This window comes from Prauserella alba (genome assembly GCF_024171735.1).
In the GTDB taxonomy this organism is placed as follows: Bacteria; Actinomycetota; Actinomycetes; order Mycobacteriales; family Pseudonocardiaceae; genus Prauserella; species Prauserella alba.
In genome coordinates this window covers 1,428,728-1,454,019 of sequence record NZ_JAMTCH010000004.1, presented here as the reverse complement: position 1 = coordinate 1,454,019, position 25,292 = coordinate 1,428,728, and the positions used below count along the sequence as shown (strand labels likewise).

Sequence of the window (25,292 nt, the reverse complement as noted above, 5' to 3'; positions counted from 1 at the left end):
GGGACCGGTGGCTGGACCACCGCGCGAGCGGGAGGGAGCTTCGGAGGCTCGTGCCACTCGCCCGCGCGGCGGAGGAGAATCCCGCGAGCCCGAATGGTCCTCACCGGTACCGATCGTCCCGCGGGGGTGATCAGTTACTGCGCCGGTACTCCTCCCACGTGACCTTCTCGACCTTCGGGCCGTCGTCCGGTGCGCCCGATGCCAGGCCGTTCTTGCCGCGGAAGTAGTCGCCGACCTGCTTCTGCGCCGCCGGTGACACGTCGGTGTCACTGATGGCGATCGCGTGGATGTGCGGCGCCCAGTCGCCCTGGTCGGCGGTGCGGTGCCAGGCGGCGAACCCGACCTTGCGCAGCGCCTTGACGGCCTTGTACGCGTTGATGCCGCGCACCGAGATGTCGACGGCGCCGCCGCCGTCGTGCGTGCCGGCCGAGCCCGGGTTCGACCCGGTGTACGAGCCCTGCGTGACGGTCAGGTCGATCCCGGAGATCTTCTCGGCCTCTTCGTACATGTCGAGCGTGCGCCGGTTCAGCACGTCACCCGAACCGAGCCGAATCTTGCCGCCCACGCTGATCTTCCGCGTGACGTCGAACCCGGCGTCGCGTCCCAGTTTCGTCAGCGAACCCTTGCCGGGCAGGCCGCTCGCGGCCAGCCCGGAGTAGCCGAGTGAACGCTGGTACTCGGCGTACGCCGAGATCGTGCTCGTGCCGAAGTGTCCGTCGACGTATTTCCCTGCCAGCATTCCCTTTGCGGCGAGTGCCTTCTCGACCTTCGTCACCGACTTGCCCGCACCGGGAACGATCGACGTGTTCGGCTTGTACGGATCCCACATGGCGGCCTTGACGACCTTCTCCATGTTGACCGAACCGGCCTTCGCCGCCGGAGCCGCGGTGTTCGGCTCACTCGCGGTCGCGGCCGAGGGTGCGAGTCCCGCCGCGGCCACCGCCGTCAGCAACGCCGTCGCTGCGATCTTGCGCATGAGGTGTCCTTCGCGTCGAATTCGGGGATCAGGAGCCGCGGCATCAAGAACCGCAGTGGCCGAACTTGCTGGTGAACGACTTGTCGCCGACCGAGCCGCCCCACTTGACGCACTTGTCGGCGGCCTGGGCCTTCACCGGCCCCGCGTAGTAGCTGAACTTGCCCTTGTCGGTCTTGCGGCTGCCGCCCTGGACTTCGAGGAACGCCGACGTCGCGCTGGCCTTGCCGATCTTGGTGTTCTTGATCGTGGTGACGCAGTTCTTGCCGGAGCCGGAGTTGTACATCAGGTACACCCGGCCGTTGCCGCTCAGGCCCTGCTGGTTGATCACGCTGAAGCCGTTGCCGCAGATCTCCTTCGCCGTGTACGGGTTGGATCCGCCACCGCCGCAGTTCTTGCTGGTGAAGCTGGTCTTGGTGAAGTACGGGACGTTCCTGCCGCCGAGCACGACGCGCTTGGCCACGCCGTTGAGGCGCTGCTCGAAGTGCAGGTGCGGACCGGACGAACCGCCGGTGTTGCCGACACGGCCGATGCGAGTACCGGCGTTGACCTTCTGGCCCACGCTCACGCCCTGCGAGTACAGGTGGGCGTACCGGGTCTTCCAGCCGCCGCCGTGGTCGATCTCGATCCACTTGCCGTAGCTGGTGTTGCCCTCGTTCGCGACACGCGAGACGGTGCCGGGCGCGGACGAGACGACCGGCGTCTTCCAGATACCGGACTTCTGGAAGTCGACGGAGTTCTCGGGACTGTGGCCCTGCCACGTCGCCGCGGTCGCGGTGTAGCCGCACTTGAACGGCATCTTGAACGCGGGGGCCGCGGCAGCCTGGCCGGCACCGATCGACACCAGTGCCGCGCTCGCCGCGACGGCGACGGCACCGATGGCCGCCGAGATCTTGCGGAACTTCATGATTCTCCTCGAAGGCGAAGATTGATGGGATGTGAATCGGTGACGACGGGGTCTCCACGAGCGCGTGCGCAACTGCCGAGGTTCGGACCTCACTGCGCGCCCCACCGGTTCCCGACGTCAGAAATCGAAATCGATGCGCACTCCCTGCGCGGCTGCCGCCCGTGTCTCAGGCGCGATCACTGTGTCCGTTGGTATCCCTCCCAGGTGCGAATCGGTTTGACCTTGGGCCCGTCGTCGGGCAGATCGTTGGCGAGACCGTTCTTGCCGAGGTAGTAGTCACCGGTCTGCGCGCGGGCCGGTTCGGACAGATCGGGGTCGGCCAGCGCGACGGCGTGGATGTGCGGCCCCCAGTCGCCCTGCGCGGGCGAGCGGTACCAGGCGGCGAACCCGACCTTGCGCATGGCGCGCACGACCTGGGTGCGCTTCTTCGGGCTCATCCCGTCGACGTACAGATCGACGGCGCCGCCGCCGTCGTGGGTGCCCGCCGACGTCGGGTCGCCGCCCGGGTTGTACGAACCCTGCTCGACGTCGAACGTCACGCCGGTCAGCCGCTGCGATTCGAGCAGCATGTCCTTGGTGCGCTTGTTGAACGTCGCGCCGTCCAACGTCACGCGCTTGCCGGGCCGCACGATGTGCGTCACGTCGAAGGCGTGGTCGCCGAGCGCGGTCAAGGAACGGTGCCCCGGGATGCCGTTGGCGGCGAGCCCTTCGTAGCCGAGGGAACGCTGGAACGCGGAGTAGGCGTCGAGGGTGGCCGTGCCGTAATGGCCGTCGACGTACTTCTGTTCGAGTACCCCGCGCTCGGCGAGCTCCCGCTCGACCTTTTTGACGTGCTTGGCCGCTCCGTCGGTGAGGGTCTGGTCCGGGCGCTGCGGGTCGATCTGCGCGGCCTCCAGGACCGCCGCCATGTTCACCTTCGGCAGCTCCGCGGCTCCGGCTCCGGTTCCGGCTCCACCCGTGGGCCCGGAGTTTCCGGCCGCCGCGCACATGGGCAGGCTCACCATTACGGCCGCTGCGGCGAGGCCGGTCACCGCCGTCGACACGGGGCGCTTCGCTTTCATTCGCTTCCTTCTTCCAGCCGTGGTGCGTTGCTGGGAGGAACAGTGGCGAACGGGCGAGGTGTCCGGAACGTGTTGGGCAATCCTTCTGACGCCGTATGACACCGGTTGACAGGCCCGACACCCGGACGTTGCATGCTGAAGCCGCAGGTCAGCGCTGTATGACAGCGGTTGGGGTGCGATCGGTCCGCGGCCTCTTCCTGTGACGAGTCGTGTTGCCGGAGTGAAGTCCGAACGGGCATTTTTGACAGATCGGCAACCGCTGCGGCGTAGCCGGCGTCACATCCGCAGACGCTCGAGAAGGAGGACCGAGGCCGTGTCCGACGCCGAAGGTGAGCAACGGCCGCCTGCGCTCGAAGAGTTCATGGCGGAGCTGAAACGTCTCAGACAGCAGGCGGGGAACCCGTCCTTCCGCAAGATGGCCGAATTGTCGGGTGCGGTGTCGCACGCGACGCTCCATCTGACCGTGACGGGGCGCCGGTTGCAGCCGTGGGAGACGGTGCGGGAGTTCGTGCGCGCATGTGGCGGTGACGAGGCCGAGTGGTGCGCGAGGTACCGGCGCACCAGGGCAGTGCTGTCGGGTGAACTCCCCGAACCCGCCGCCGGAACTGAGCCTGTTGTCGAGACCGGTGGTCCAGACGAAAGGGCCGTGGATTCGGCGTCCGGTGCAGCTTCCCGCGACGCCGCCGCTTCGGATGCCGTGGTGGTGGACGGGACCGGTGCGGCAACCTCGGTGCCGGCGCAGCACAACTACGAACAGGGCGCCGACGGGGCGGATGCGGCAGGTTCGAGCGCCGCGGCATCGGCCGGTCGCGGCGTCTCGCGGCGCTGGCTCGCCGTGCCGCTGGTGGTGCTCGCGGTGGTCGCCGTTGCGGGCGGGCTGTGGGCCTTCGGCGGTGACGACGGTCGCGCCGAGGCCGACCGACAGCACTCCGCGGGCGGCGAGTCCAGCAGTGCGTCCGAAGCCGGCGCGCTCTCCGAACCGGTGTACGAGGGCGATGCGAGCAAGCTGGCCCGCGACCTCGGCATCCCGGACGGTGCCGTGGTCGCGCCGCAGCAGAAGTTCACACGGACCTTCGAACTGGAGAACGCAGGCACCGTGCACTGGAAGGGCCGCTACCTGCAGCGGATGGACAACGAAACGGGTCCGCACCACTGTCGGGCCCCGCAGCGGGTGCGCATCTCGGACACACCGCCGGGTGAGCGCGTGAAGGTGCCGGTGACGGCTACCGCGGCTGAGGAACCCACGACCTGCAAGGTTCGCTGGAAGATGGTCGACCACACCGGGCGGCAGCTGCTGCCCGAGTACCGCCCTGCCTACTTCCTCGTGCACGTCCGTGCCGGTGCGTCGGGGCCGGTCGAGTAGTGACCGCGCGCCACGGCTCACGCGCGACTCCGCCGAGTGCGGTCAGCGGCGGCGGCCGTCACGTCACAGGGCCGGGGTGAGCAGCCGCGTGCAGGGTGGGTTCGTGTCACCTCCGTAGGTGCGCCGCCGCTTCGAGCTTCGCCACGTGTGCGCGCCAGGCTCGCTCGTCGGTGTGCGGCAGGTTCGAGGCCGCCGCGGTGTAGCCGACGGTGCCGTCGAGTTGCTCCCGGAGGATGTCGGCGTGGCCGGCGTGCCGTTGGGTATCGGCGATGACGTGCACCGCGAGCTGGTGCAGCGTCACCGGATTGCGGTGCGCGGGCCAGTGGGGAACACGTCCCCGGGTGCCGAGATCCGACCCGGTGAGGACGGCGTCGGTGTTGGCCCACGCCGTGCGGTACAGGGCGACGACGTCCTCGCGCGATTCGTCGGACCGCGCCCACATGTCGACGAGCGGGTCGTCGTCCAGCCCGTCGAGCCAGGCGGGAGCTCCCTGCGGGCTGCGGCCGAACGGTTCGCCGAAGTAGCCGAATTCGACACCGGCGGCGTGTTTGACCAGGCCGAGCAGGTTCGTTCCGGTCGGGGTGAGCGGACGGCGGACGTCGTACTCGCCGAGCCCGTCGAGTTTCCACAACAGCGTGTCGCGTGCCTGCTGCAGATACCGCAGCAGCGTGTCGGTCTGCGTTTCGGGCTCGCTGTCGCCCGCGTGCCGGTCGTCCACCGGGCAGAGCGTAGATGTGCCCGGACGAGGCCGCGAAGGGTTTTCGCGCGACGTATGCGGGAACGCCTATGCGTGCCAACGGACCGCCGACGGAAGGAAGGGCCATGGCCTCCTGCGAGGTTTGCGGCAACGACTACGAGCTGACGTTCGAGATCCGCACCCAGGGCGGTGGGGTGCATGTCTTCGATTCGTTCGAATGCGCGATCCACCGGCTGGCTCCCGTGTGCGAACACTGCGGCTGCCGGGTGATCGGCCACGGCGCGTCGGTCAACGGCCGGTTCTTCTGCTGCGCCCACTGTGCCCGCACGGCGACCGGCGCCGGCGCTGAACTGCAGGACACGGTCGGCACCGCGTGAGCCAACGCTGGTCACCCGGCGGCGTGATCCCGTACCGTCGCGCCCGATTCGTGAACGTCCGGGGATACGAGCGCCGTCCTGTCCAAGGGTGAACGCCCGGCGGGAGCGCCCCGAGTTCTCGAACGGAGTGACGAGGAGGTCGCGTGGGTGTTCCGCAGCCGGGGTTGACCTGGGGTCTGAAACGCAGCTTCGTCGCCTACGTGTCCCGGCTCAGGGACGGCGGTTGCGGCGCCAAGGACGGCGGCTCCGTCGTCGACGGCAGCTTCTTCCACTTCGAGCCCGTCGAAGCGGTGGCGGCGGTCGGCGATCCTGCGCAGGGCACCGCGGTACGGCCCGTGGCCGCGCAGCCGGACGGGCCGGTGCCACAGCCTGCCGACTCCGCGGTCCCGTCCACCGGGGACGACGTGCTCCGGTTCCGGGGCGACGTGCGGCTCGTCGGCCACGCGGGGTTGCTGTTCGTGATGTTGAAGGACCCGTGGGTCGAGTTCACTTCCGGCGGGGCGGTGCTCACGGTCGTCGACGTGGAGCATTGGCCCGACACGTCGATGCGGATGCCGCTCGCCACGCTCGAACCCACCGAACCCGTCACCGGCCAGGGCCTGCGGGTGTGGTCCGACGTCCCCGCCAGGCTCACCGAGCAGGGCGTCGAGCTGTTCAACGAGCAATACCCGGCCGGGCAGCCGTTCGACCCCGTCACCTTCGCCGTACCAGCCGGATGAACCCGCAGTGACCTGCATCGGCATGGTCGACCACCGATCGTCTCCGCGCCGAACGGGTCACAAGCCGGCCACGCGGCCGAGCAGGTCGTGGTTGAATTTCCGGTGGACTCACGGCGAAAGGGTGGACGTGGCGAAGCTGGGTGAACTGGAGCGCGCGGTGATGGAGGTGCTCTGGGCGCGGGCCGAGCCGGCCACCGTGCGTGCCGTCCACGAGGAGCTGACCGACCGCGGCTTGGCGTACACCACCGTCATGACCGTGTTGACCCGGCTGGCGGCGAAGGGCGTCGTGCGCAGGAAGCGGTCGGGCCGGGCGTGGCTGTACGCACCTGCGGCGAGCCGCGAGGAGTACGTCGCGGAGCTGATGCTGGAGGCACTGGAGATGACCGGCGACCGGGATTCCGCGCTGGTGCGTTTCGCCCAGTCGGTGACGAACGACGAGGCCGATGCGCTGCGGAAGGCCCTGGAACGGGGCGAATCGCCATGAGCCTCGCCGCGCATCACGTCGCAGCGGGCACAGCGGCCGTGCTCGTGTCGCTCTGGCTGCTGCGCGGACGCTGGACCCATTCACACCCGCGCGCCGCGTTGGTGCTCTGGCAGCTCAGTTCGCTGGCGCTGATCGTGTCGGTCGTCGGTGCGCTGCTCTCGTTCGGCCTCGAACCGTTCGGCCGGGGACTGCTGCCCGCGCTCGTCGATCTGCCGTGGCGGTTCCAGGAACTCGACCTCTGGCACCTCGGGGCCGTCGGACTCGGCCTCGCCGTGGGCGGCTGGCTGGTCGTCAACCAACTGTTGTGCCTGCGCAGCACGGCTCGCGCGCGGGCGCGGCACCGGTTGCTGCTGCAGCTCGTGGCCACTCAGGAATCAGAGGAGCAGGGCAGGGACGCGCTGGTCGTCGACCACCCGGTCGCCGTCGCGTACTGCCTGCCGGGCCGTACTCCGCACATCGTCGTCAGCGCGGGCGCGCGGCGGCTGCTCACCGACGACGAACTCGACGCCGTGCTCGCCCACGAGCGTGCGCACGCGCGCGAACGGCACCACCTGGTGGTCGCGCCGTTCCAGGCGCTGCGGCGGTTGCTGCCCGCGAGCGGATTGCTGACCAGGGTGTGTTCGACGATCGAGCTGCTCGTCGAGATGTGCGCCGACGACCGTGCCGCGCGTTCGCGCGGCCGCGAACCGCTGGCGAGTGCCCTGGAGCGGTTCCGCGCGAACGGAAGCGGCGGCAGCACACCCGCGGGCGCGCTCGCCGTGGCCGATGCGCCGGTGCTGGCCCGCATTCGCAGGCTCCGCGACCCCGAGGAGGCCAGGTTGCCGCTGGCGTGGCCGCCGGCGTGCGCGGTCGCCGTCGCGGCGCTCGCGACGTCGCTCTCGCTCTTCGCCGTCCCGCTGTAGGGCAGGTTCGCGCCCCAAAGGCACCTTGGCAGTTCAACGCAGCCACGCGTCAGCCTGTCGTTGAGGGGTGGTGGCCGGGCCGGCGGGCGGGAGCCCCGAATCCTCCACTCGCGACTCCGCGCCCGCCCAGCTGTGGTCCCCTTGCGCCTTCGTGCGCCCGCCCGGCTGCGGTCCCGCGTCCCCTCCGCTTCGTCCGTGCGTGCCCCTTGCCATAAATACGACAAAGTGTAGTAAGTTCCGCGCATGGACATCGTCTACAACCTTCTCGTCGTGACGCACCTGCTCGGCATGGCCTACCTCGTCAGCGGCATCGTCGTGCGGTGGGTCGGATCCCCCGAACCGGCGGGCAAGATCATGCTGTGGGGCGCGAGCGCCCAGGTCGTCACGGGTCTGGCACTCGCGGGCATCGCCTCGGCGGGCCTCATCGGCGGCGAGGTCAACCACATGAAGATCGGCGTCAAGCTCGTCGTCGCCGTGGTGGTGCTCGTGCTGGCTCATATCGTCTGGCGCCGTCCCGACGCCGGGAAGAACGTCTTCTACGGCCTCACCGCGGCGACCCTGCTCAACGTCGTGATCGCCGCCATGTGGGTGTGAGCCACCGGCCACATCACTAGGGTTTCGGTATGTCCCGTGCCCATATGCCCGAGCCCGCCGCGAGTCGCGGCAGCGGAGTGGAGTTGTCGGCGCATGAGTGATAAGGCATTCGACGGCAAGTCGGTCGGCACCTGGTTACCGGCCGGTATTGCGATGGGGATCGCGCTCGGCCTGACCGTGTTCGACAACGTCGCCATCGGGGCAGGAATGGGAGTGGCACTCGGGATGGGTATGGCCACTGCCGCGTCGGCGAAGGGGAAGTCCGACGAGGACGACGGGACCGGCGGCCCTGGGGCGTGACCCGGCGGAGCTCGTTCGAAGCTGGTACCTCGGATCGAAAGCCCTGGATCGGAGGGGCACTGCGCCACCGAACCGGCGTCGACGGGAGGCGCGTCAGGCGGGGCGGGTGCGGCGCAGCCAGAGCAGGCCGATCACGGGCAGCACCAGAGGGATGAACAGGTAGCCCATGCCGAAGTTCGACCACACCGTGGCGTCGGGGAACGCGGCGCGGTCGAACACGCTCAACGTTCCGACGACCAGCACTCCCGTCATCTCCACCGAGCACGACACGAGCGCCACGCGCCACCACGTCGGGCCGGTGCGGGCGAGTGCGAAGGTCGCGAGCACGTAGACCACCGCCGCGAACGCCGACAGTGCGTACGGCACCGGCGCCTCGTCGAACCGGGTGGCGATCTGCACTGCGGCGCGGGAGGTCGCGGCCACGGCGAAGATCGCGTAGACGGCGATGAGGACGCGGCCGGGCCCGCTGGCGGTCGCGGGCCGATCGGCGGGCGTGCGGGACGATGTTGCGGGCCGGTCAGGCACTGGCCCCACCCCACACCTCGACCATGCGCAGCAGCAGCACCGGGACGGTCAGGCACAGGATTCCGAGAATCGCAGTGCTGGAACGGGTGCGCTCGGCGAGTGCCCACACGGTGCCCAGTGGCAACACGAGTAGCGAGCCGACCAGGTATGCCAGGAACGTGAGCATGCTGCCCGGTTCGCCGCCGCCGATCAGCATGACGACCGAGATCACGACCTGGACAGCGAGCAGTGCTTCGAGTGCTCCGACGCCCATGAGCAGCGGTTTCTCCGGCTCGCGGTGCAGCACCACGAGGACGAACGCCCAGATCGCGACGCCCGCCGCACAGGCGGCCACCGCGATCGCATAGCCAGTGATCACCGGACCTCCACGCTTACTACCGCCCGTAGTCTACGACCCGGGCACGCGGGCCGGATTCGTGGCCGGTGGGTGCGGCATCGGCCACGGCGTCGGGTCGCCCGCTCGCCGGACGGGTCGCCGTGATCCGGATTCGCCGTCATGGTCACGGGCGGATTCCTCCGGTAGCGTCGTCGGCAGACGGCCGGGCACCTGCCAACACGACCCCGATAGATCGGAGCCCCCAGCCCGGCGCATCGCCCGCCACCGCGGGCCTGTCATCGCAGCCGAGTGGGGGTCGGCTCGCCTCGTCGATCACGTCCAGATTCTCCGCGCACGTCTTTCCGAGTACAGCCGCGTGCAACTGCGGCCGCCGGGCCCGCGTTCGTTCGGGTTCCGGCGCGTCCGCAGGTCTGCCGCGACAACCCGACTCCGCGACAGCCCGACTTCGCAACAACCAACACGAGGTGTCCATGTCCCCCGTTTCCACCGATGCGGAAACCCACGAATCGGCCGGCGCCCGCCGGCCGAAGCCGATCACGTCCGGCCGGACGTCCCTGCCCGAACACGTCACCGTGAAGGTGTTCGTCATCGCGCCGCTGGTGGCGATCGCCGCGGCCGTGCCCTTCGCCTGGGGATGGGGCCTGAGCTGGATCGACATCGCGATCGGCGCGGCGTTCTTCGTCGTCAGCGGGCTCGGTGTGACGGCGGGCTACCACCGGTTGTTCACCCACGGTTCCTACAAGGCGGCGCGTCCGCTGCGCATCGCGCTGGCGATCGCGGGCAGCATGTCGGCGCAGGGGCAGGTCACGACGTGGGTCGCGGACCACCGCAGGCACCACGCGTTCTCCGACCGCGCGGGCGATCCGCATTCGCCGTGGCGGTACGGCACGTCGCCCGCCGCGCTGGCGAAGGGCTTCTGGCACGCGCACATGGGCTGGCTGTTCGACAGGGAGGTCACGAACGTCGAGCGGTTCGCTCCCGACCTCGCAGGCGACCGGGACATCCGCACCGTCGACCGGCTCTTCCCGGTGTGGGTGCTCGCGAGCTTTCTGTTGCCCGCGCTGCTCGGCGGGCTCATCACCTGGTCGGTGTGGGGTGGCGTGACGGCCTTCTTCTGGGCCGGTCTCGTTCGGATCGGGCTGCTGCACCACGTGACGTGGTCGGTGAACTCGATCTGCCACATGATCGGCGAACGCCCGTTCAGCAGCAGGGACAAGGCCGCGAACTTCTGGCCGCTCGCGATCTTCTCGTTCGGCGAGTCCTGGCACAACCTGCACCACGCCGACCCCACCTGCGCCCGGCACGGAGTGTTGCGCGGTCAGCTCGACATCTCCGCCAGGCTGATCTGGATCTTCGAGAAGCTCGGCTGGGCGACGAAGGTCCGCTGGCCGACCGCCAACCGCCTCACCCGGCTGGCTCAGTAACCGCTCCGCCGTCCCGCCCGTCACGGGGTGTCACGGCCGGCGCGGCCGGCTCCTCGTTTCGGGTGGGAAGGGCCCGTTCGTCCGCTCGCTCGTGATACGACATCTTCACGATCTTCGTCTGTTGGACCGGTCCGTGACCTGCGTGAGGGGCGCCTCGGCTACGGTCGTCCGCGGCAGGCGAACTGGGTGGAGGGACGATGACGAGCACCGTGACGCGTCACGGTCCGGACGAGCGGCAGCAGGAGTCCGGGCCGGAACCCGCGGGTGAGCCGCGCGGGGGACGCTCCGGGTTCGCGTGGCTGGTGCGGCTCCCGAACGCGGCCGTTCGCGGGCTGCGCCGTTCGGCGGCGACGACGCCGGGACGGCTGACACTGATCAGCGTCGGTCTCGCCCTGCTCGCGCTGCTGGTCGGCACGGTGGCAGGTGCCCAACTCGGCGAGCGCAAGGCGACGATCGACGGGCTCGTCGACCACCGCGAGCCGTTGACTGCGGCCGCGCAGGAGGTCTACCGCTCCCTCTCGGACGCCGACGCCACCGCGGCGGGCACGCTGCTCAACGCCGATTCCGAGGGCATCGCGCTGCGGGACCGCTACGACCTCGACGTCGCACGCGCCGGAGCCGCGCTCGCGAAGGCGGCGAGCGCCTCGGCAGGCAACGCCGAAGCGGTGGCGCAGGTCGACGTGCTGTCGCGGCAGCTGCCGGTCTACACCGGGCTGGTCGAGACGGCGCGGACGAACAGCCGGCAGGGCAACCCCGTCGGTGCGGCCTATCTCGCCGAGGCGTCGCAGCTCATGCGCTCGGAGATCCTGCCGGCCGCGAAGACCCTGTACGAGATCGACGTCGAACGCCTCGCGGAGGAGCAGGACGACGCAGCGTCGGTGCCGTGGCTGACGGGCCTGCTGGCGTTGGCGCTGCTGGCGGCGCTGATCGTCACGCAGGTGCACCTCAAGCGCCGGACGAACCGCGTGTTCAACGTCGGCCTGGTCGTGGCGACGGTTGCGGTCGGGCTGGCGGTGCTGTGGTCGGCCGCGGCCGTCACGGTGCAGAGCCTGCTCGTCAGCAGTGGTCAGTCGTCGGGTTCGGAGCAGACGGACGTCATGGTGCGGGCGCGTATCGCGGCACTGCAGGCGCGCGCCGACGAGACCCTCACGCTGCTGGCCCGCGGCAACGGCACCGCGTACGAGGAGGAGTACCAGGCCTCGATTCAGCGGCTCTCCGGCGGGAACGGCGAAGCAGGGTTCCTCGGTGAGGCGAGGGACGGCACCGAGGGATTGCCCGCTGCCGATCACGTGGACGCCGCGATCAGGAGTGCAGGGGCGTGGCGCGAGGTCCACGGTCAGGTGCGCAACCTCGACAACGGCGGCCGCTACGAGGACGCGGTCGAGCTCGCCATCCAGACCGAGGGCGACGACGGCGCGACGGCCGCCTTCACGCGTCTCGACGGTGACCTGGCCGAGGGCATCGCCGACAGCAGGCAGTTGTTCCTCGACGACACGACGAACGGGTCGCGCGCGCTGACGTTGCTCTCGCCGGGATTCGCGGTGTTGTCGCTGGTGGCGATGCTGGGTTCGATCCTCGGCATCCGTGAACGTCTTCGGGAGTACCGCTGATGAAACGCTGGACATGGCTCGCCGGGGCGCTGGTGGCGACGTTGGTGGCCGGATGCGGATCGGCGGGGACTCCCGTGGATCCCGCCCCGGTCGGCTCGGTGCAGCGTCCGATGCCCGGCGGCACCGATGTGTCGGGGAAGATCGAGCAGGGTGGTTCGGACGCGCCGAGCTGCAACCCGCGCCAGAGTCTGCGGCCGAACGACTCGATCCCCGCAGGGTCCACAATGGACAACATCAGGAAGCGTGGCTACCTCATCGCCGGTGTCGATCAGGCCACGAACCTGTGGGGTTTCCGCAATCCGCACACGGGTGAGCTCGAAGGATTCGACATCGATGTCGTGAAGGAGATCGCCCACGACATCTTCGGCAGTTACGACCCCAACACGATCCGCTTCAAGGCCATCAACTCCTCGGAGCGGGAGACCGTGCTGGCCAGCGGCGACGTGGACGTGGTCGTTCGCACGTACTCGGTGACCTGCCAGCGGCTGCAGAAGGTCGCGTTCTCCTCGGTGTACTTCGAGGCGGCGCAGCGGGTGCTGGTCACCGAGAAGTCGGGGATCGAGAACATCTCCCAGCTGGGCGGGAAAAAGGTGTGCGCAGCGGGCAGTTCGACGTCGGTCAACCGGCTCGCCGAGGCGAAACCGAAGCCCGAGCCCGTGGTGACCAACAACTGGACGGACTGTCTCGTGCTGTTGCAGCAGGGGCAGGTCGCGGCTGTGTCGACCGACGACACGATTCTCGCGGGCATGGCGGAGGAGGACCCGTCCACGCGGGTCGTGGGCCCGCCGTTGTCGGAGGAGCTCTACGGCGTCGGCGTCCCGAAGGGCAACGAGGACATGGTCCGCTTCGTGAACGCCACGCTCGAGGACTTCCGGAAGAACATGTGGCGCGACCGGTTCCGGCACTGGGGGCTGCAGCAGGTGCTGGGCGACCTGAACCCACCGCAGCCGCAGTACCGGTGACCGCGAACCGAGGAGGCAACCTGTGACCGACGAGCCACGCCGTCCTCGCCATGCGGCGCCGGACGGGGACGAAGAGCAGCACACGCAGTACGTCACGCCGGCGGCGCCGAACGGCGGCCCGCCCCGGCACGCCGCACAGCCACCTCAGCAATCACAGCCGCCGCACCCGCAACCGCAGCAGGCTCCGCCGACCGCGCACCAGCCCCCGCACGCCGCGCAGGCGCAGGGCGCCAACGAACCGATGCCGACGAGCGTGCTCGACCACGCTCCGGGCACCGAACTCGTCATGCCGCCGACGCCGCCGTCCGAATCGGCCGACCCGAGCGAGGGCATGGGGCCGCCCAGCGGGTACACGAGCGGCCCCGGGAGCGGTCCGGCGAGCGGGCCCGGAAGCGGGCCTGCGAGCGGACCGGGCAGTGGCACCGGCAGCGGACCCGGGAGCCACGGCAGCGGTACCGGGAGCGGCAGCGGGCCGTGGACCGGTTCGGGCGCGGGCACGGGCGGGGGTGCGTTCCCGCGCACGTCGCGGCGTTCGTCCTCGCGCACGTCGACGCGTGGCCGGCTCGGTGCCGGCATGGTCGAGGTGCCGCCGGTGCCCTACCGGGACCCGGCCGAGGCGGTGCTGTCGGACCCGGTGGTTTCGGAGTCGAAGCGCTTCTGCAGCAGCTGTAACGCCAAGGTCGGCCGCGGTTCGGGTGACGAGGCGGGCAGCCCGCAGGGCACGTGTGACAAGTGCGGGACCCCGTTCTCGTTCGTGCCGAAGCTCCATCCCGCCGATCTCGTCGGCGGTCAGTACGAGGTGCTCGGCGCGCTCGCCTACGGCGGGCTCGGCTGGATCTACCTCGCGCGAGACCTCAACGTCGACGGCCGCTGGGTCGTCCTCAAAGGACTGATCAATACCGGTGACGCGACGGCGATGGCCGCCGCCGTCAACGAGAAGCGGTTCCTCGCCGAGGTCGAGCATCCGCACATCGTCAAGATCTACAACTTCGTGCAGCACCCCGACCCGGCCACGGGCGGGGCCGTCGACTACATCGTGATGGAGTACGTCGGCGGGCAGTCGTTGCGCCAGCTCGCGCTCGATCACCACCGCAAGAGCGGGCGTGCGGAGCCGTTGCCGATCGGGCAGGTCATCGCCTACGGGCTGGAGATCCTGCCGGCGCTGGGGTATCTGCACAACCAGGGTCTGCTGTACTGCGACCTCAAGCCGGACAACGTGATCCAGACCGGGGACCAGCTCAAGCTGATCGACCTGGGCGCCGTGCGGCGGATGGACGACTACAGCAGTCCGCTGTTCTTCACGAGCGGTTACAGCGCGCCGGAGCTGGCGAGCGACGGTGCGTCCGTGGCCTCGGACCTGTTCACGGTCGGCCGCACGCTCGCGGTGCTGAGCTTCGAGTTCACCGGCTACACCACGAAGTTCAAGACGACGCTGCCGAGTCAGGACGACGTCCCGCTGTTCCAGCTCTTCGGCTCGTACTACCGGTTCCTGCGACGTGCGACGCACGCCGATCCGGCGCGCCGGTTCGTCTCCGCCGAGGAGATGGCCGATCAGCTGACCGGTGTGCTGCGCGAGATCATGGCGTTGGGCACGGGGAAACAGCGTCCCGGACAGTCCACTGTGTTCGGTCCGGAGACGAACACGTTCGGCGTCGACATGGTGGTCCCGGACAGCGGCCGGAACGTGCCGCTGCCCGATCCGGTGGAGGTCGTCTCCGGGCTGCCGGTGCCGCAGGTCGACACGGACGACGTCGGCGCAGGTGTGCTCGCCGCGACGCTCGGGGCGGACCCGCGGGCGGCGATCGAGGCGCTGGCCGGTGCGCCGCGCGAGTCGATCGAGGTGCGGCTGCGTGTCGTGCGGGCACGCATCGAACTCGGCGAGCTGGCAGAGGCCAATCGGCAGTTGCAGGCGGCGCAGTACCTGGCGATCAAGGCGGGATTCCCGCACGACTGGCGGATCGACTGGTACCGCGGCCTGATCGAGCTCGCAGGCGGGCGTGCGCGGGTCGCGCACGTCGCCTTCGACACGGTGTACGACGAGTTGCCCGGTGAGACGGCGCCGAAGCTGGCGATGGCCTTCAGCGCGGAGGCGACCGGCGAGTACTTCACGGCGTCGCGGCTGTACGAACTGGTGTGGCGCACCGACCGGTCGTACGTCAGCGCCGCGTTCGGACTGGCGCGTGTCTACCTGGCGCAGGGGGCACGGGCCAGCGCGATCGAGGTGCTCGAATCGGTGCCCGCGACGTCGACGCACCACGTGCCCGCACAGTTGGCGGCGATCAAGGTGAAGATCACGCCGGTCGCGGGCCAGCAGGTGACCGAAGCCGATCTCGTCGACGCGAGCGCACGGCTCGAGCGGCTGAACCTGGACGCCGAGCGGCGGACCCGACTCGCGATCGAGGTGCTGTCGGCGGCGCTGGATTGGGTCGGTGCGAACGAGCGCTCCGCGGGCACCCGAGTGCTGGGCTGCGGGCTGGACGACCGTGACGTCCGGCTCGGGCTCGAGTCGCACCACCGGTCGCTGGCGCGGCTGGTGTCCACGGCCGCGGAACGCATCGAACTCGTCGACAAGGCGAATGCGTTGCGGCCTCGCACCTTGACGTGATCGGGCCGCCCCTGCGATGCAGCATGATCAAGGGAAGAATCGTGGCTCCCGCCCGCCGGCCCGACCACCACCCCTCAAGGACACGCTGACGCGTGGCTGCGTTGAGCGCCCCAAGGTGCCCTCGGGGGCATCGCCCCGGTTGCGCGACGACCACGCCACGGTGGTGAATCTCAGGGGTTGACGTCCCAGCCCCTGTCCTCGGCCGCCTTGGCTTCGGCCGCCCTGGTCTCGCGGAACTTGTCGAGCGCGTCGGGGTCGCCGTGCGTGGTGAAGTGCTCGACGCCGACGGTCACGAACAGTGCGCGGGCGCGCAGTGCGACCGGGCCGTCCGCGGCGTCCAGGCGGCCCTCGGCGCTGACGTACGTCTTGCGGCCTGACCCGCCGTCGAGCTTGGCTGCGATGTGCAGCGTCGAGCCGACGGGCACCGGGGCGACGAAGTCGGTTTCGAGGCGGGCGGTCACGGCAGGCCTGCGCAGCAGGTTGCCGACCGCCGACCCGAGGGCCTCGTCGAACGCGCACGCCAGCAGCCCGCCGTGGGCCAACCCGGGAGCGCCCTGGTGGTCCTTCTGCACGGTGAACGTCGACACGACGGACATGTCGTCGGCGACGGCCGATGTCAGGTGCAGGCCCGATTCGACCTCGTGGCCGCACCCGAAGCACTCGGCATAGTGCTCGGCGAGCTGCGTGCCGGGGGCGGGTGCATCGGCGTGCGGGCTGACGGGCTCGGCATCGGCGGGCGGCCAGGTGTCGGTACGTGAGCTCATCGGGCCAAGCTATCCGGCCCGGGCGCTGCGACCCCGCTTACGCCACCGATCTGTGGCGAACACCGCCGTTGCGACCTCGTCGACGAGTGCGAATGTCGGCCTCTTCGTGCGGCGTCGGCTTCAGCCCGGGCTCGTCGCCGGGGGATAGCTCGTCGGGTCAGGGACGTCCTTGTAGCCCGTGGGCGTCCCCGGCATGACCTACGGCGAAATCGTCGGAAGCGGCGAATGGCGACAACTACTCATTTCGAGGTAATCAGACGGTGACGACCAAGCCATCGCGCCTCGTCTTCATGACGACGGCGATTGCGGCAACACTGAGCCTGGCTGCATGCGGCTCGGAAAGTGGAGGCACGGATTCCGCCCCGGCCAGTGCACCGCTGTCGGCTCCCGACGGGCAGGCCGCGTGGCAGCAGCAGGATCCTTGTTCGCTGCTCTCCGAACAGGAGTTGCAGCCCTACCTCGGTGACAAGGCGGGTTCGATCCCGCCGGAGCGCAGCAGCAAGTTAAACCGGTCGACTTGTGAGTGGAAGGTCTCCAAGTACGACGGGGTCCGCCTCGTCCTGTGGCAGCCGCCTGCGCCGACGGTCGTCACTGACAGAGACAAGACCGTCGAGGTCGGTGAGCGCACCGGCTACATCACCTCGGAAACGTCGACGAGCTGCCTCATGGACGTCAAGGCCGACCCCGCGTATCTGCAGATCGACGTCAATGCCGCCGACGTCGACAGCGGGCGTGAGCACTACTGCGAGGTCGCCGCGGAGACCGCCCAGGCCGCGCTGACCAAGCTCGGCTGGTGAGCCGGAGGGCGCCGCAGGTCGCCTGAACGCCACGGGCGCACCGACCGGTCAGTCCTGGAGTGCCGACATCGACGTCCATTCGGGCCAGGAGTACGACCAGTCGTGGTAATTGCCGTCGCGGGGACCGAGGGGCACGCTGCTGCCCCGCACCTCGAACGGGTCGCCGGTCTGCGCCAGGTTGTAGTACTCGAGGGCGTTGGCGGGTGCGAGGTTGACGCATCCGTGGCTGACGTTCGTGTACCCCTGGCTGCCGACCGACCACGGGGCGGCGTGCGTGAACTCGCCGTTGTTGGAGATTCGCACCGCCCACTCGACGCGGAAGTCCTCGTAGTCGTAGGCAGGGTTGGTCATGTAGTACTCGGGGTGCTTCGTCATCACGACGTGCGTGCCGCTGCGGGTGACGCGGCCCGGGTCGGAGTCGAGCCCGAAGCTCGCCGGATAGTCGGCGGTCTGCTTGCCGTCGACGAACACCTTCATCCGGTGCGTCTGGGTGTTGGCGCGGACGAGCTGCCTGCGGCCGATCGTGAAGGTCGACGACAGACCTTTTTCGGCGTAGGCACCGTCGCCCAGTGCGAGTCCGTACAGGTCGGCGTCGACCGACACCTCGGTGCCGGGCTTCCAGTACTCCTTGGGACGCCAGTGCACGGCCGTGTCGAGTTCGAGCCATGCCCACGAGCCCTCGGTGGCGGTGGACGTCTCGACCGACAGCGCCCGTTCGACCGCAGCCTTGTTCTCGACCGGCTCGTCGAACGTGATCGAGATCGGCATGGCGACGCCGTAGGTCTCGCCGTCCCCGACGTTCAGGCTGGCGCCGTGGACCGCGGCCGGTTTCACCGTCGTGAACGAGCCGTTGACCGGGGTTTCCTCGCCGTCGGCGTTCGTCGCCGTGCCCGCCCAGCGGTAGACCTTGTCGTAGCCGAGCCGTTCGCCGGCCGTCCACGAGCGCCGGTCGTCGGCGAGTTCACCCTCGACCTGTTCGCCCATCCCGTTGGTGAGGGTGACTTCACTGAGCGTGCCGTGTTCGACGCTCGCCGACACCGTGTCGCGCGGTTGTACGTTCTTCGCCCCGTCACCGGGGTGCAGGCTGACCTCGGCCGCAGGTGCGGGCGAGGGCGTCGCGCCCTGCGCCCCCGCGCTGCCCTGCCGGGGTGCGGGTCCGGTGCAGGCCGCCAGCCACAGCAACGCCGTCAGCATCATTGCGGCGACCGGCGTGGATCTGCGACCGGACCCGGTCGATTCTCTTCCCGTCACGTGGATCGGCCCCCTCCGACGTTCCCGGCTTAGGCGGCTGAGGCCACCTGTCGGCCACGGATACGTGAGTAGTGATAGCAATCACATTCGGCTGTTTGGTTCGGACGTCCCGGTCGATGCCGGCGGTGACCATGCGGCTACCCAGGTGACATGGCCGGTACGGGCCGGGTCGAAACCCGTCGGGGCGCCGATCCGCCCGGTTGGACCAACCGCCCGTGCGGGGCTGTCGAAACGGCGGCGGCAGGGTAGGCTGCGAAGTGGCCGTTGTTTTGCGTGTTCGTGGCTTCACACTCGCGGAACTTCTAACGCGGGGCGTGAGACGGACATGCGCTCTTTCGCAGAACCTCGTTGGAACCGTCCGGATCGGCCGGGATCTCACTGCGGGTGGGGTCCAGCTCAACAGCAACGAGGAGTAAACGGTGGCGCAAGGCACTGTGAAGTGGTTCAACGCCGAAAAGGGCTTCGGCTTCATCGCCCAGGACGGCGGAGAGGGCGACGTGTTCGTCCACTACTCGGAGATCGAGGGCCGCGGCTTCCGCACTCTCGAGGAGAACCAGCGAGTGGAGTTCGAGGTCGGCCAGGGTCAGAAGGGCCCTCAGGCTCAGAAGGTTCGCGCTCTCTGAGCGTGCGTCACCTACTGACTTTCACTGACTGACGAGTGAGCCCCCGGCGACATCGTCGCCGGGGGCTCACTTGCGTTCGACAGCCGCTGGTTCCATGGCGGCTGTTCCGTGGCTGTTCAGCGGCGCGGTGCGTCCCAGCCGCTGCGGTCGAAGAAGTGCTCGTCGGTGCGGGCCTCCGGCTCGACGCTGCCGGCCCCGGATGCGGCCCCGGCCACGGCCCCGGACGCGGGCCGCGGTTCCGCGGCTGCGGCGAGTGGCGGGACGGCGTGGCCGTGCGGATCGGTGTCCTCACCGGGCCGTGCGGCATGACCATCGGGAGCGGGCGCGCCCGGTTCCGCGTACGGCGCCGCCGGCTGCCCGTTGCCCGGTAGCCCGGCATCGTGGAATCCGGCTTCCCGGGGTTCGGCGTGGTGCCGGCCGCCGGGGCCCTGCTGGCCTGCGTCGAGGTGGCCGTCAGGGCGGTCTGTGCCGTATCCGGTGCCGTCCTGTTCGGGAGTGGCCGGCTCGCCACCGGTGTGCGTCACCGAGCCCGCCTCCCACGCGAGCCGTTCGAGCACCCACTCCAGGGCGAGCGCCTGCGGGGACGTGCCGCGAGCCTCGGCCAGCTCGGTCAGCTCCTCGCCCGCGGCGTGGGTCATGCGCAGCTGGTAGACCTGCGCTTCGCCGAACTTCCTGCCGGAGCCGGTGCTCTCGACGTCGTTGTCCGGGGCGAGGGCCTTGAGGTAGCTGGAAAGCTCCTGGTCCTCGGCACCGTGGTCGTCGGTGTCGTCGCGGCCTGCCGGTGCGGCGGTGCGCGGCGTGGCGTTGTCCGGGTCGTCCCGGCGTCTGGAGCCGGATTTGCCGCGGCCGGACAGCCGTCCGAATGAAGGTTTAGGCACGGCGGTCACGATAACGGTTGTGTCTCAGCGACGTGGGCCGACGTGGCTTCCGACACGTCGTGTAACGCTCGCAGTCACTCGCGATCCGGTCGTTCGGCGTAGCCGTGGTCCATCTGTGTGGATGCGGCAGGAGCGCGGTGCGCATTCTTGTACGGATCGTGATTTCGGACATCGCGATGATTGCAGATTGCACGACCGAAGAATGCCCATCGGGCAGCGGTGGCGCTCCGAAGTGGCGCCGTCAACAGTCCGTCGAAACCGCCGTGACCACCGGTGTGACGCGGTCGGCAAAGTGGCCGCAGAAATGGAGAGGCCCCCGCGCCAGGGGGAGGAACGCGGGGGCCGGAGGGGATCTCCACAGGCGCTGACCGGGGGTGTGTCAGCACGTCGATTGTTACACGATCCGGTCGCGGGTGGCGAGGTTTGTGGATGAAAAAAGCTCGCCGGTCTTCATCGATGGGGTTCGCTTCCGCATGGTCGGCCGCGAATGGGTCGACATTCTTCCGTCGTTCGGGCAGTGGTCCCGCGAGATCTTGCGCGGTCGGCCCCGCTGCACGGATATCACGCGACGATCGTCGCCCGGAATGCTTGACGCGATTCGCGAAACCGATGTGCGCAACCCGCACGTATGACGCGGAGTTCACTCTGCGGGGGGCTGGGGTTGTGATCGCCACGTGGCTAGCCTCGGCGCCGAGACGGGTGGTCGAACACCCCTCGATCCGGCGGCAACCCGTACGCGGGGATCCGTCCGCGATCCGGCGCAGCCCCTTTGGAGGAGCCATGAGCGGATCAGTGGAAGTGCGGCAGTTTCTCCTCCGGCAGGAGGGAGGGGAGCAGGTTTCCGGCGTCGGCGGACTGCCGGGGCAGCGTTCGGGTCATGCGGAGGCACCGCGGGTTTCCGACGACCAGGTGCGCAGAGCCAGGATCGCCGTCGCCTCGGGTGCGGCCGACGCCGAGGACTGCGCCCAGCTGCTGGACATGCTCGGCCTGACACCCGACGAGGACGGCAACCTGCCAGCTCAGCGGTGACCACTGTGGCGATCCGGCCGGCGCCGGATCGGTGCGCGTGGCCCCGTTCGTGTGGGTGACGGGTGCGGTCGGGAGAGTGTGCGTCCAGGTGCACACCCCCTGGTCGTGCACCTGGACGACACTTCGTCACGCTAATTGCAGTCAGCGCTGGTGGGCAAACGGTTGCGCGCCGGTTCGGCCGGGCTGTTACCGGGTCGGCAGCTCCCGGTCGGCCGTTGTTAACCCGGGCGTGGTCGCGGTCGCGTCGCCGTGACTGAGTCGGCCGTGGTCGTCGCTCGGCGTGGCGGGGTTCGGATTCCTCCGGCCGGAGCTCCCACGAGCGCGCTTACGGCAAGCGCGGGGTGTCGATGGCCGGGTTGTCGAGAGGTCTCCCGTCGCTCGGATGACCCGCCACGTCTTTCGCCGGCCGAAGGGCGGGTGAAGGTCGTGTGGGCTCCATCGGCGGGCGCCATGGGTGACCCTCGGGTGGTTCGGGCGTTTCCGCAGGTCAGCATGAAAACGACCCCCGGTGTTTCGGCCGATCACCGGGTGCCGTAAAGTAGTCATCGCTCCCGGGGACGCGACCTGGAGAGCGTGGTCGGGTCGGTTATCCGAAACCGGCCGGGCTCCCATCGTCCAGCGGCCTAGGACTCCGCCCTTTCAAGGCGGCAACGCGGGTTCGAATCCCGTTGGGAGTACGCAGTACACTGCACGTGACGAGTGCAGTCGACAACAGAATACCGGCCCAGGTAGCGGAATCGAGACTTGAGGCCGGAACACAGCAAGGCCCTGTGGCGCAGTTGGTCAGCGCGCCGCCCTGTCACGGCGGAGGTCGCGGGTTCAAGTCCCGTCAGGGTCGCATCGAAGGAGCGGGTTCGTCATCGGACGGGCCCGCTTCTCTTGTATTGCCGGAGAGTCTCCGGCGTCGGCGACCTGGCAGGGCCGGTGGTTCGGACACCCTGCTGTTGGATGCCCTCTCTTCGGCGCCCTGTCCTCGATGCCCTGCGTTTCGGTGTCCTACTCTCCGACGTCACTGTCCCGATGCCCTGTTTCGGCGTCCGGCTTTTGGATGTGCCGGCACCGATACGCGAGGCCGACATGCGGGGTTCCGCAGGCGGAACGGGGCGGCGTCCGGAGTCTCGCCGTCCGGGACTTACGGCCGCCCTGCACACCGGACCCGCCGCACGGTCCGTTGCGCGCATGCGCTAGTGTGTACAGCCAACGGCCAGGTAGCTCAGTTGGTACGAGCGTCCGCCTGAAAAGCGGAAGGTCGCCGGTTCGACCCCGGCCCTGGCCACCCACGAAGAAGCCGTCCGGACTCAGGTCTGGGCGGCTTTTTCGCGTTCCGGCACGGGCGTCGTGATTCCGGTGGGTGCGTGCCGGAAGAAGGTGAGAAGTCGGCGGAGTCGGCCGAGGCCACCCACCCATCGAGCCCCGCCACGGCGAGCAGATCCGTGCGAGTCCCTCCGCTTGGGTGTCGCCTCGTGTCAGACGTCGGTCCGAGCCGCGTCCGCAACCATGCTGTAGGAAACCTAGTTGCAATACAAGCAACTAGGACCTGATTTGGCGTCGTTCAGCGAACCTGTCGGCGCCTCGCGCACACGGTACAAACTCGCTGCGCAAGGTCGCGTCATAAGCGACAAATATGCCGAAAAGCGACCTTCTGCGGAGGCTTCTAGGTCACCGACTCGGTTGACAGTCGCGCGCGACCTTGCCTATCTTCACGCAACCGACTTGCACATTTGGCAACGAAGGTGTGTTTCGGTGCTCCGCTTGTGTCCGCACCGACGAAGGCAGGCCCCCGGGCTGGGATGGGGAGAAGCTCATGGTTCTCGGCCGCAGCGCGCGCGGTGAACGGCGCGACCCCGATTTCCCGCTCGACGCGGTTCCACAGTCGTCGCGGCGCTCACCCGCCGGTCTGTTCGTACTGCTGGTGAGCTTCTTCTTCTTCACTCCGACGATGTTGGCCGGCGGTCAGACCTCCGTCGGCTTCACGTTCTCGAACTACCTCGGTATTGCGCTGATCGCCGCGGTGATCTTGGCGGTCTATGCCGCGTTGATGGGTGTGATCAGCTCCCGATCCGGGTTGAGCACGGTGCTGATCACGAAAGCGTGTATGGGGCGCGTCGGCGGCAAGTGGTCGGCCTTGTTGCTCGGCGGTACCCAGGTGGGCTGGTTCGCGGTGACCCTCGCGACCCTCTCAGACCTGATCGGGCGCGCGTTGTCGCTGGAAGTCACCTGGCCGCTGGTGCTCGTGTTCGGGGTAGTGACGGCCACGGCCGCCTATCGCGGGGCCAAGGGCCTCGAGATGCTCGGATGGGTGGCAATCCCGTTACTGCTCGCGCTCTGCATCTGGGTCACGCAGCGTGCCATCGGTGATATCGGAGGCTGGGGCGAGCTGATGGCGACCGAGCCTGTCACCGAGATCAGTGTCGGTTCGGCTCTCACCGTACTGGTCGGAACATTCGTGAGCGGGTCCACGCAGGTCGGCAACTGGTCACGGTTCTCCCGAACCGATCGCGGCGCGCTCATCTCGATCTTCGTCGCCGTGATCGTGGCTCAGTACGCGATGTACTTCTTCGGCGGGCTCGGCTCCGCCGCCTACGGCGAGCCCGACTTCGTGCTCGCGCTCTACGAGATGGGTCTGGTCGCGGCCGGAGCGGGTCTGCTGCTCGTGGCGTTGTGGACGACCAACGAGAACACGGCTTACGCATTCGGCGTGGCGGGATCCGAGCTGTTCGGCGTGAACGACAAGCGACCGTTCGTCGCAGGTGGCGCGGCGCTGGGTGTGGTGTTCGCACTCACCGGTATCTACGAATCGCTGTCGACGTTCCTGATCCTGCTCGGCACCTTCGTCCCGCCGTTGGGCGGTGCGATCATGGGGCAGTTCTACCTCGTCTGGCGCGGTCGGCTTCCCGCTCACCACCTGACCGACGCCGGTGGCTTGACCGCGCTGCCAGTGGTGCGCGTGAGCTGCGTCGCTGCGTACCTGCTGGGTACCGCCGCTGCCGGTACGGGTGCGGCCTTCGACCTCGGAATACCCGCGGTACAGGGCATCGTGGTCGCGGCCCTCGCGGCTCCGCTGTGCCACGTCCTGCTGTCGCGGTGGCGGAAAACCTTGCCACGCGAGGTCGCTGATTCCCCGGCAACCGATGCGGCGGCGGGGAAATCGGCCTCCGGCGCGACCGAATACAAGGCAGGAGACTGACATGGCCCGCGAGTTCACCTGGCCCGCCGGAACGCGTGCGGCCGCGGCGTTCACCTTCGACCTCGATGCCGAGTCGTGTGCGCTCGCGGCCGACCGGTCCAGCCACGACCGGATGTCACTGATGTCCCACCAGGCCTATGGGCCGCAGACAGCAGTGCCGCGCCTGCTGGCGATCCTGGCCCGGCAGGAGATCACCGCGACGTTCTTCGTCCCGGGGCTCAGCGCGGAGATGTACCCGGACACCGTGCGGCGGATCGTCGATTCCGGTCACGAGATCGCCCACCACGGCTACACGCACGAGCCCATGGGATCACTGACGCGCGTCCAGGAGGCCAGGGTGCTCGACCGTGGCCTCGATGCGCTCGACGCCGTCGCCGGCGTGCGGCCGGTCGGCTACCGGGCACCCTGGTGGGAATTGAATTGGCACACGCCGGAACTGCTGATCGAACGCGGTTTCCGCTACGAATCCAGTCTGCTCGACGGTGATCGCCCGTACGCACTGGGAAGTACCGAATCCGACGCGTCCCTTGTGGAGATTCCGGTCGACTGGGCGCTGGACGACTGGGAACAGTACGCGTTCTTTCCGGGTTGGACCGGCAGCGGCGTCATCGAGTCGCCCGCCAAGGCGAAGGAAATGTGGCTGCTCGAAGCCCGGGCCATGCACCGGGAGAACGGCTGTTTCGTGCTGACGAATCATCCGTTCCTCAGTGGCAGGCCAGGACGTGCTCACCAACTCGAGGAACTGATCGAGCAGGTCAAGGCGCTTCCCGGGATGTGGGTGACGACCCTGCAACAGATCGCGGCGCACGCGGCGTCGCTCGACCTGCCGCCCTATCGGCATCGCCGGATGTCGGCCGAGCAGGTCCGGGATGCCTTCGCTCACATCGACGAGTGACTCGTCCTCCGCGGCAGTCGGACGACGT

26 protein-coding genes and 3 tRNA genes are annotated in these 25,292 nt (G+C 69.1%); 20 read left to right on the top strand and 9 right to left on the bottom strand.

Translation table 11 applies throughout. From position 1 onward, the window contains the following. Positions 1-130: 130 nt before the first annotated feature. From LY12_RS15615 to LY12_RS15605, 3 genes are all read right to left on the bottom strand, one after another. Positions 131-976 (bottom strand): peptidoglycan-binding domain-containing protein, encoded by an 846-nt coding sequence (locus LY12_RS15615; RefSeq protein WP_253857238.1) that lies wholly within the window; start codon positions 974-976, stop codon positions 131-133. 43 nt (positions 977-1,019) lie between these two features. After that, positions 1,020-1,880, bottom strand: coding sequence for a M23 family metallopeptidase (locus LY12_RS15610; RefSeq protein ID WP_301302519.1), 861 nt, complete (start codon positions 1,878-1,880; stop codon positions 1,020-1,022). A gap of 176 nt (positions 1,881-2,056) precedes the next feature. Beyond that, the gene (locus LY12_RS15605; protein ID WP_253857236.1) at positions 2,057-2,941 is read right to left on the bottom strand and encodes a peptidoglycan-binding protein; all 885 of its coding nucleotides are present in this window, start codon (positions 2,939-2,941) and stop codon (positions 2,057-2,059) included. A 313-nt stretch (positions 2,942-3,254) separates the two neighbouring features. Between LY12_RS15605 and LY12_RS15600 the strand changes: the two genes are divergently transcribed. Next, positions 3,255-4,304, top strand: coding sequence for an NBR1-Ig-like domain-containing protein (locus LY12_RS15600; RefSeq protein WP_253857234.1), 1,050 nt, complete (start codon positions 3,255-3,257; stop codon positions 4,302-4,304). 106 nt (positions 4,305-4,410) lie between these two features. Here the strand turns inward: LY12_RS15600 and LY12_RS15595 are convergent, their stop codons facing one another. Further along, the gene (locus LY12_RS15595; RefSeq protein WP_253857232.1) at positions 4,411-5,022 is read right to left on the bottom strand and encodes a DinB family protein; all 612 of its coding nucleotides are present in this window, start codon (positions 5,020-5,022) and stop codon (positions 4,411-4,413) included. A gap of 104 nt (positions 5,023-5,126) precedes the next feature. Between LY12_RS15595 and LY12_RS15590 the strand changes: the two genes are divergently transcribed. From LY12_RS15590 to LY12_RS15565, 6 genes are all read left to right on the top strand, one after another. Next, positions 5,127-5,378 (top strand): metallothionein, encoded by a 252-nt coding sequence (locus tag LY12_RS15590; RefSeq protein WP_253857230.1) that lies wholly within the window; start codon positions 5,127-5,129, stop codon positions 5,376-5,378. A gap of 143 nt (positions 5,379-5,521) precedes the next feature. Continuing rightward, entirely contained in the window at positions 5,522-6,097 is a 576-nt protein-coding gene (locus tag LY12_RS15585) for an HtaA domain-containing protein (RefSeq protein ID WP_253857228.1), read from the top strand. Between the two features lie 121 nt (positions 6,098-6,218). Next, a complete protein-coding gene (locus tag LY12_RS15580; protein WP_308292125.1) occupies positions 6,219-6,581 on the top strand; it encodes a BlaI/MecI/CopY family transcriptional regulator in 363 nt (120 codons plus the stop codon). Next, positions 6,578-7,483 (top strand): M56 family metallopeptidase, encoded by a 906-nt coding sequence (locus tag LY12_RS15575; RefSeq protein WP_253857226.1) that lies wholly within the window; start codon positions 6,578-6,580, stop codon positions 7,481-7,483. The genes LY12_RS15580 and LY12_RS15575 overlap by 4 nt, the downstream gene beginning before the upstream one ends. A 243-nt stretch (positions 7,484-7,726) precedes the next feature. After that, positions 7,727-8,077 (top strand): hypothetical protein, encoded by a 351-nt coding sequence (locus LY12_RS15570; RefSeq protein WP_253857224.1) that lies wholly within the window; start codon positions 7,727-7,729, stop codon positions 8,075-8,077. Positions 8,078-8,170: 93 nt separating this feature from the next. Then, positions 8,171-8,377 (top strand): hypothetical protein, encoded by a 207-nt coding sequence (locus LY12_RS15565; RefSeq protein ID WP_253857222.1) that lies wholly within the window; start codon positions 8,171-8,173, stop codon positions 8,375-8,377. A 93-nt stretch (positions 8,378-8,470) separates the two neighbouring features. On the opposite strand, the gene LY12_RS15560 is transcribed toward LY12_RS15565, so the two are convergent. Together LY12_RS15560 and LY12_RS15555 are read right to left on the bottom strand one after the other, a co-directional pair. Continuing rightward, positions 8,471-8,902, bottom strand: coding sequence for a hypothetical protein (locus LY12_RS15560; RefSeq protein ID WP_253857219.1), 432 nt, complete (start codon positions 8,900-8,902; stop codon positions 8,471-8,473). Beyond that, positions 8,895-9,260, bottom strand: a complete 366-nt coding sequence (locus LY12_RS15555) for a hypothetical protein (protein ID WP_253857218.1) — start codon at positions 9,258-9,260, stop codon at positions 8,895-8,897. Before LY12_RS15555 ends, LY12_RS15560 begins: the two co-directional genes overlap by 8 nt. 449 nt (positions 9,261-9,709) lie before the next feature. Between LY12_RS15555 and LY12_RS15550 the strand changes: the two genes are divergently transcribed. From LY12_RS15550 to LY12_RS15535, 4 genes are all read left to right on the top strand, one after another. Then, positions 9,710-10,663, top strand: a complete 954-nt coding sequence (locus tag LY12_RS15550; protein WP_253857216.1) for an acyl-CoA desaturase — start codon at positions 9,710-9,712, stop codon at positions 10,661-10,663. Positions 10,664-10,860: 197 nt separating this feature from the next. Next, the gene (locus tag LY12_RS15545) at positions 10,861-12,273 is read left to right on the top strand and encodes a GlnX family signal transduction membrane protein (protein ID WP_253857215.1); all 1,413 of its coding nucleotides are present in this window, start codon (positions 10,861-10,863) and stop codon (positions 12,271-12,273) included. Continuing rightward, positions 12,273-13,235 carry a glutamate ABC transporter substrate-binding protein gene (locus tag LY12_RS15540; RefSeq protein ID WP_253857213.1) on the top strand — a complete coding sequence of 321 codons (963 nt, stop codon included), beginning with the start codon at positions 12,273-12,275 and terminating at the stop codon, positions 13,233-13,235. The genes LY12_RS15545 and LY12_RS15540 overlap by 1 nt, the downstream gene beginning before the upstream one ends. A gap of 22 nt (positions 13,236-13,257) precedes the next feature. Beyond that, positions 13,258-15,840 (top strand): serine/threonine-protein kinase, encoded by a 2,583-nt coding sequence (locus LY12_RS15535; protein WP_253857211.1) that lies wholly within the window; start codon positions 13,258-13,260, stop codon positions 15,838-15,840. A 170-nt stretch (positions 15,841-16,010) separates the two neighbouring features. On the opposite strand, the gene LY12_RS15530 is transcribed toward LY12_RS15535, so the two are convergent. After that, the gene (locus LY12_RS15530) at positions 16,011-16,604 is read right to left on the bottom strand and encodes a PaaI family thioesterase (protein WP_253857209.1); all 594 of its coding nucleotides are present in this window, start codon (positions 16,602-16,604) and stop codon (positions 16,011-16,013) included. A gap of 260 nt (positions 16,605-16,864) precedes the next feature. Here LY12_RS15530 and LY12_RS15525 point away from each other — a divergent pair, with 260 nt between their 5' ends. Beyond that, positions 16,865-17,401, top strand: coding sequence for a DUF3558 family protein (locus LY12_RS15525; protein WP_253857208.1), 537 nt, complete (start codon positions 16,865-16,867; stop codon positions 17,399-17,401). Between the two features lie 48 nt (positions 17,402-17,449). Here the strand turns inward: LY12_RS15525 and LY12_RS15520 are convergent, their stop codons facing one another. Continuing rightward, positions 17,450-18,598: a L,D-transpeptidase gene (locus tag LY12_RS15520; protein ID WP_253857206.1), complete on the bottom strand. Its 1,149-nt coding sequence runs from the start codon at positions 18,596-18,598 to the stop codon at positions 17,450-17,452. Between the two features lie 473 nt (positions 18,599-19,071). Here LY12_RS15520 and LY12_RS15515 point away from each other — a divergent pair, with 473 nt between their 5' ends. Next, on the top strand, positions 19,072-19,275 hold the full coding sequence (locus tag LY12_RS15515) for a cold-shock protein (protein WP_009156738.1): 204 nt from the start codon (positions 19,072-19,074) through the stop codon (positions 19,273-19,275). A 116-nt stretch (positions 19,276-19,391) separates the two neighbouring features. Here the strand turns inward: LY12_RS15515 and LY12_RS26275 are convergent, their stop codons facing one another. Next, complete coding sequence (locus LY12_RS26275) at positions 19,392-20,153, bottom strand: hypothetical protein (RefSeq protein ID WP_372493515.1); 762 nt, start codon at positions 20,151-20,153, stop codon at positions 19,392-19,394. A gap of 413 nt (positions 20,154-20,566) precedes the next feature. Between LY12_RS26275 and LY12_RS15505 the strand changes: the two genes are divergently transcribed. From LY12_RS15505 to LY12_RS15475, 7 genes are all read left to right on the top strand, one after another. Further along, positions 20,567-20,785, top strand: a complete 219-nt coding sequence (locus LY12_RS15505) for a hypothetical protein (RefSeq protein WP_253857204.1) — start codon at positions 20,567-20,569, stop codon at positions 20,783-20,785. Between the two features lie 148 nt (positions 20,786-20,933). Then, on the top strand, positions 20,934-21,182 hold the full coding sequence (locus LY12_RS15500) for a hypothetical protein (protein ID WP_253857203.1): 249 nt from the start codon (positions 20,934-20,936) through the stop codon (positions 21,180-21,182). Positions 21,183-21,786: 604 nt separating this feature from the next. Further along, positions 21,787-21,859: transfer RNA gene (locus LY12_RS15495), tRNA-Glu, on the top strand. A gap of 87 nt (positions 21,860-21,946) precedes the next feature. Continuing rightward, positions 21,947-22,020: transfer RNA gene (locus tag LY12_RS15490), tRNA-Asp, on the top strand. Between the two features lie 364 nt (positions 22,021-22,384). Beyond that, positions 22,385-22,458 (top strand) — tRNA-Phe (locus LY12_RS15485). Between the two features lie 528 nt (positions 22,459-22,986). Continuing rightward, positions 22,987-24,369: a cytosine permease gene (locus tag LY12_RS15480; protein WP_253857201.1), complete on the top strand. Its 1,383-nt coding sequence runs from the start codon at positions 22,987-22,989 to the stop codon at positions 24,367-24,369. Position 24,370: 1 nt separating this feature from the next. Further along, positions 24,371-25,264 (top strand): polysaccharide deacetylase family protein, encoded by an 894-nt coding sequence (locus tag LY12_RS15475; RefSeq protein ID WP_253857199.1) that lies wholly within the window; start codon positions 24,371-24,373, stop codon positions 25,262-25,264. Positions 25,265-25,292 lie beyond the last annotated feature (28 nt).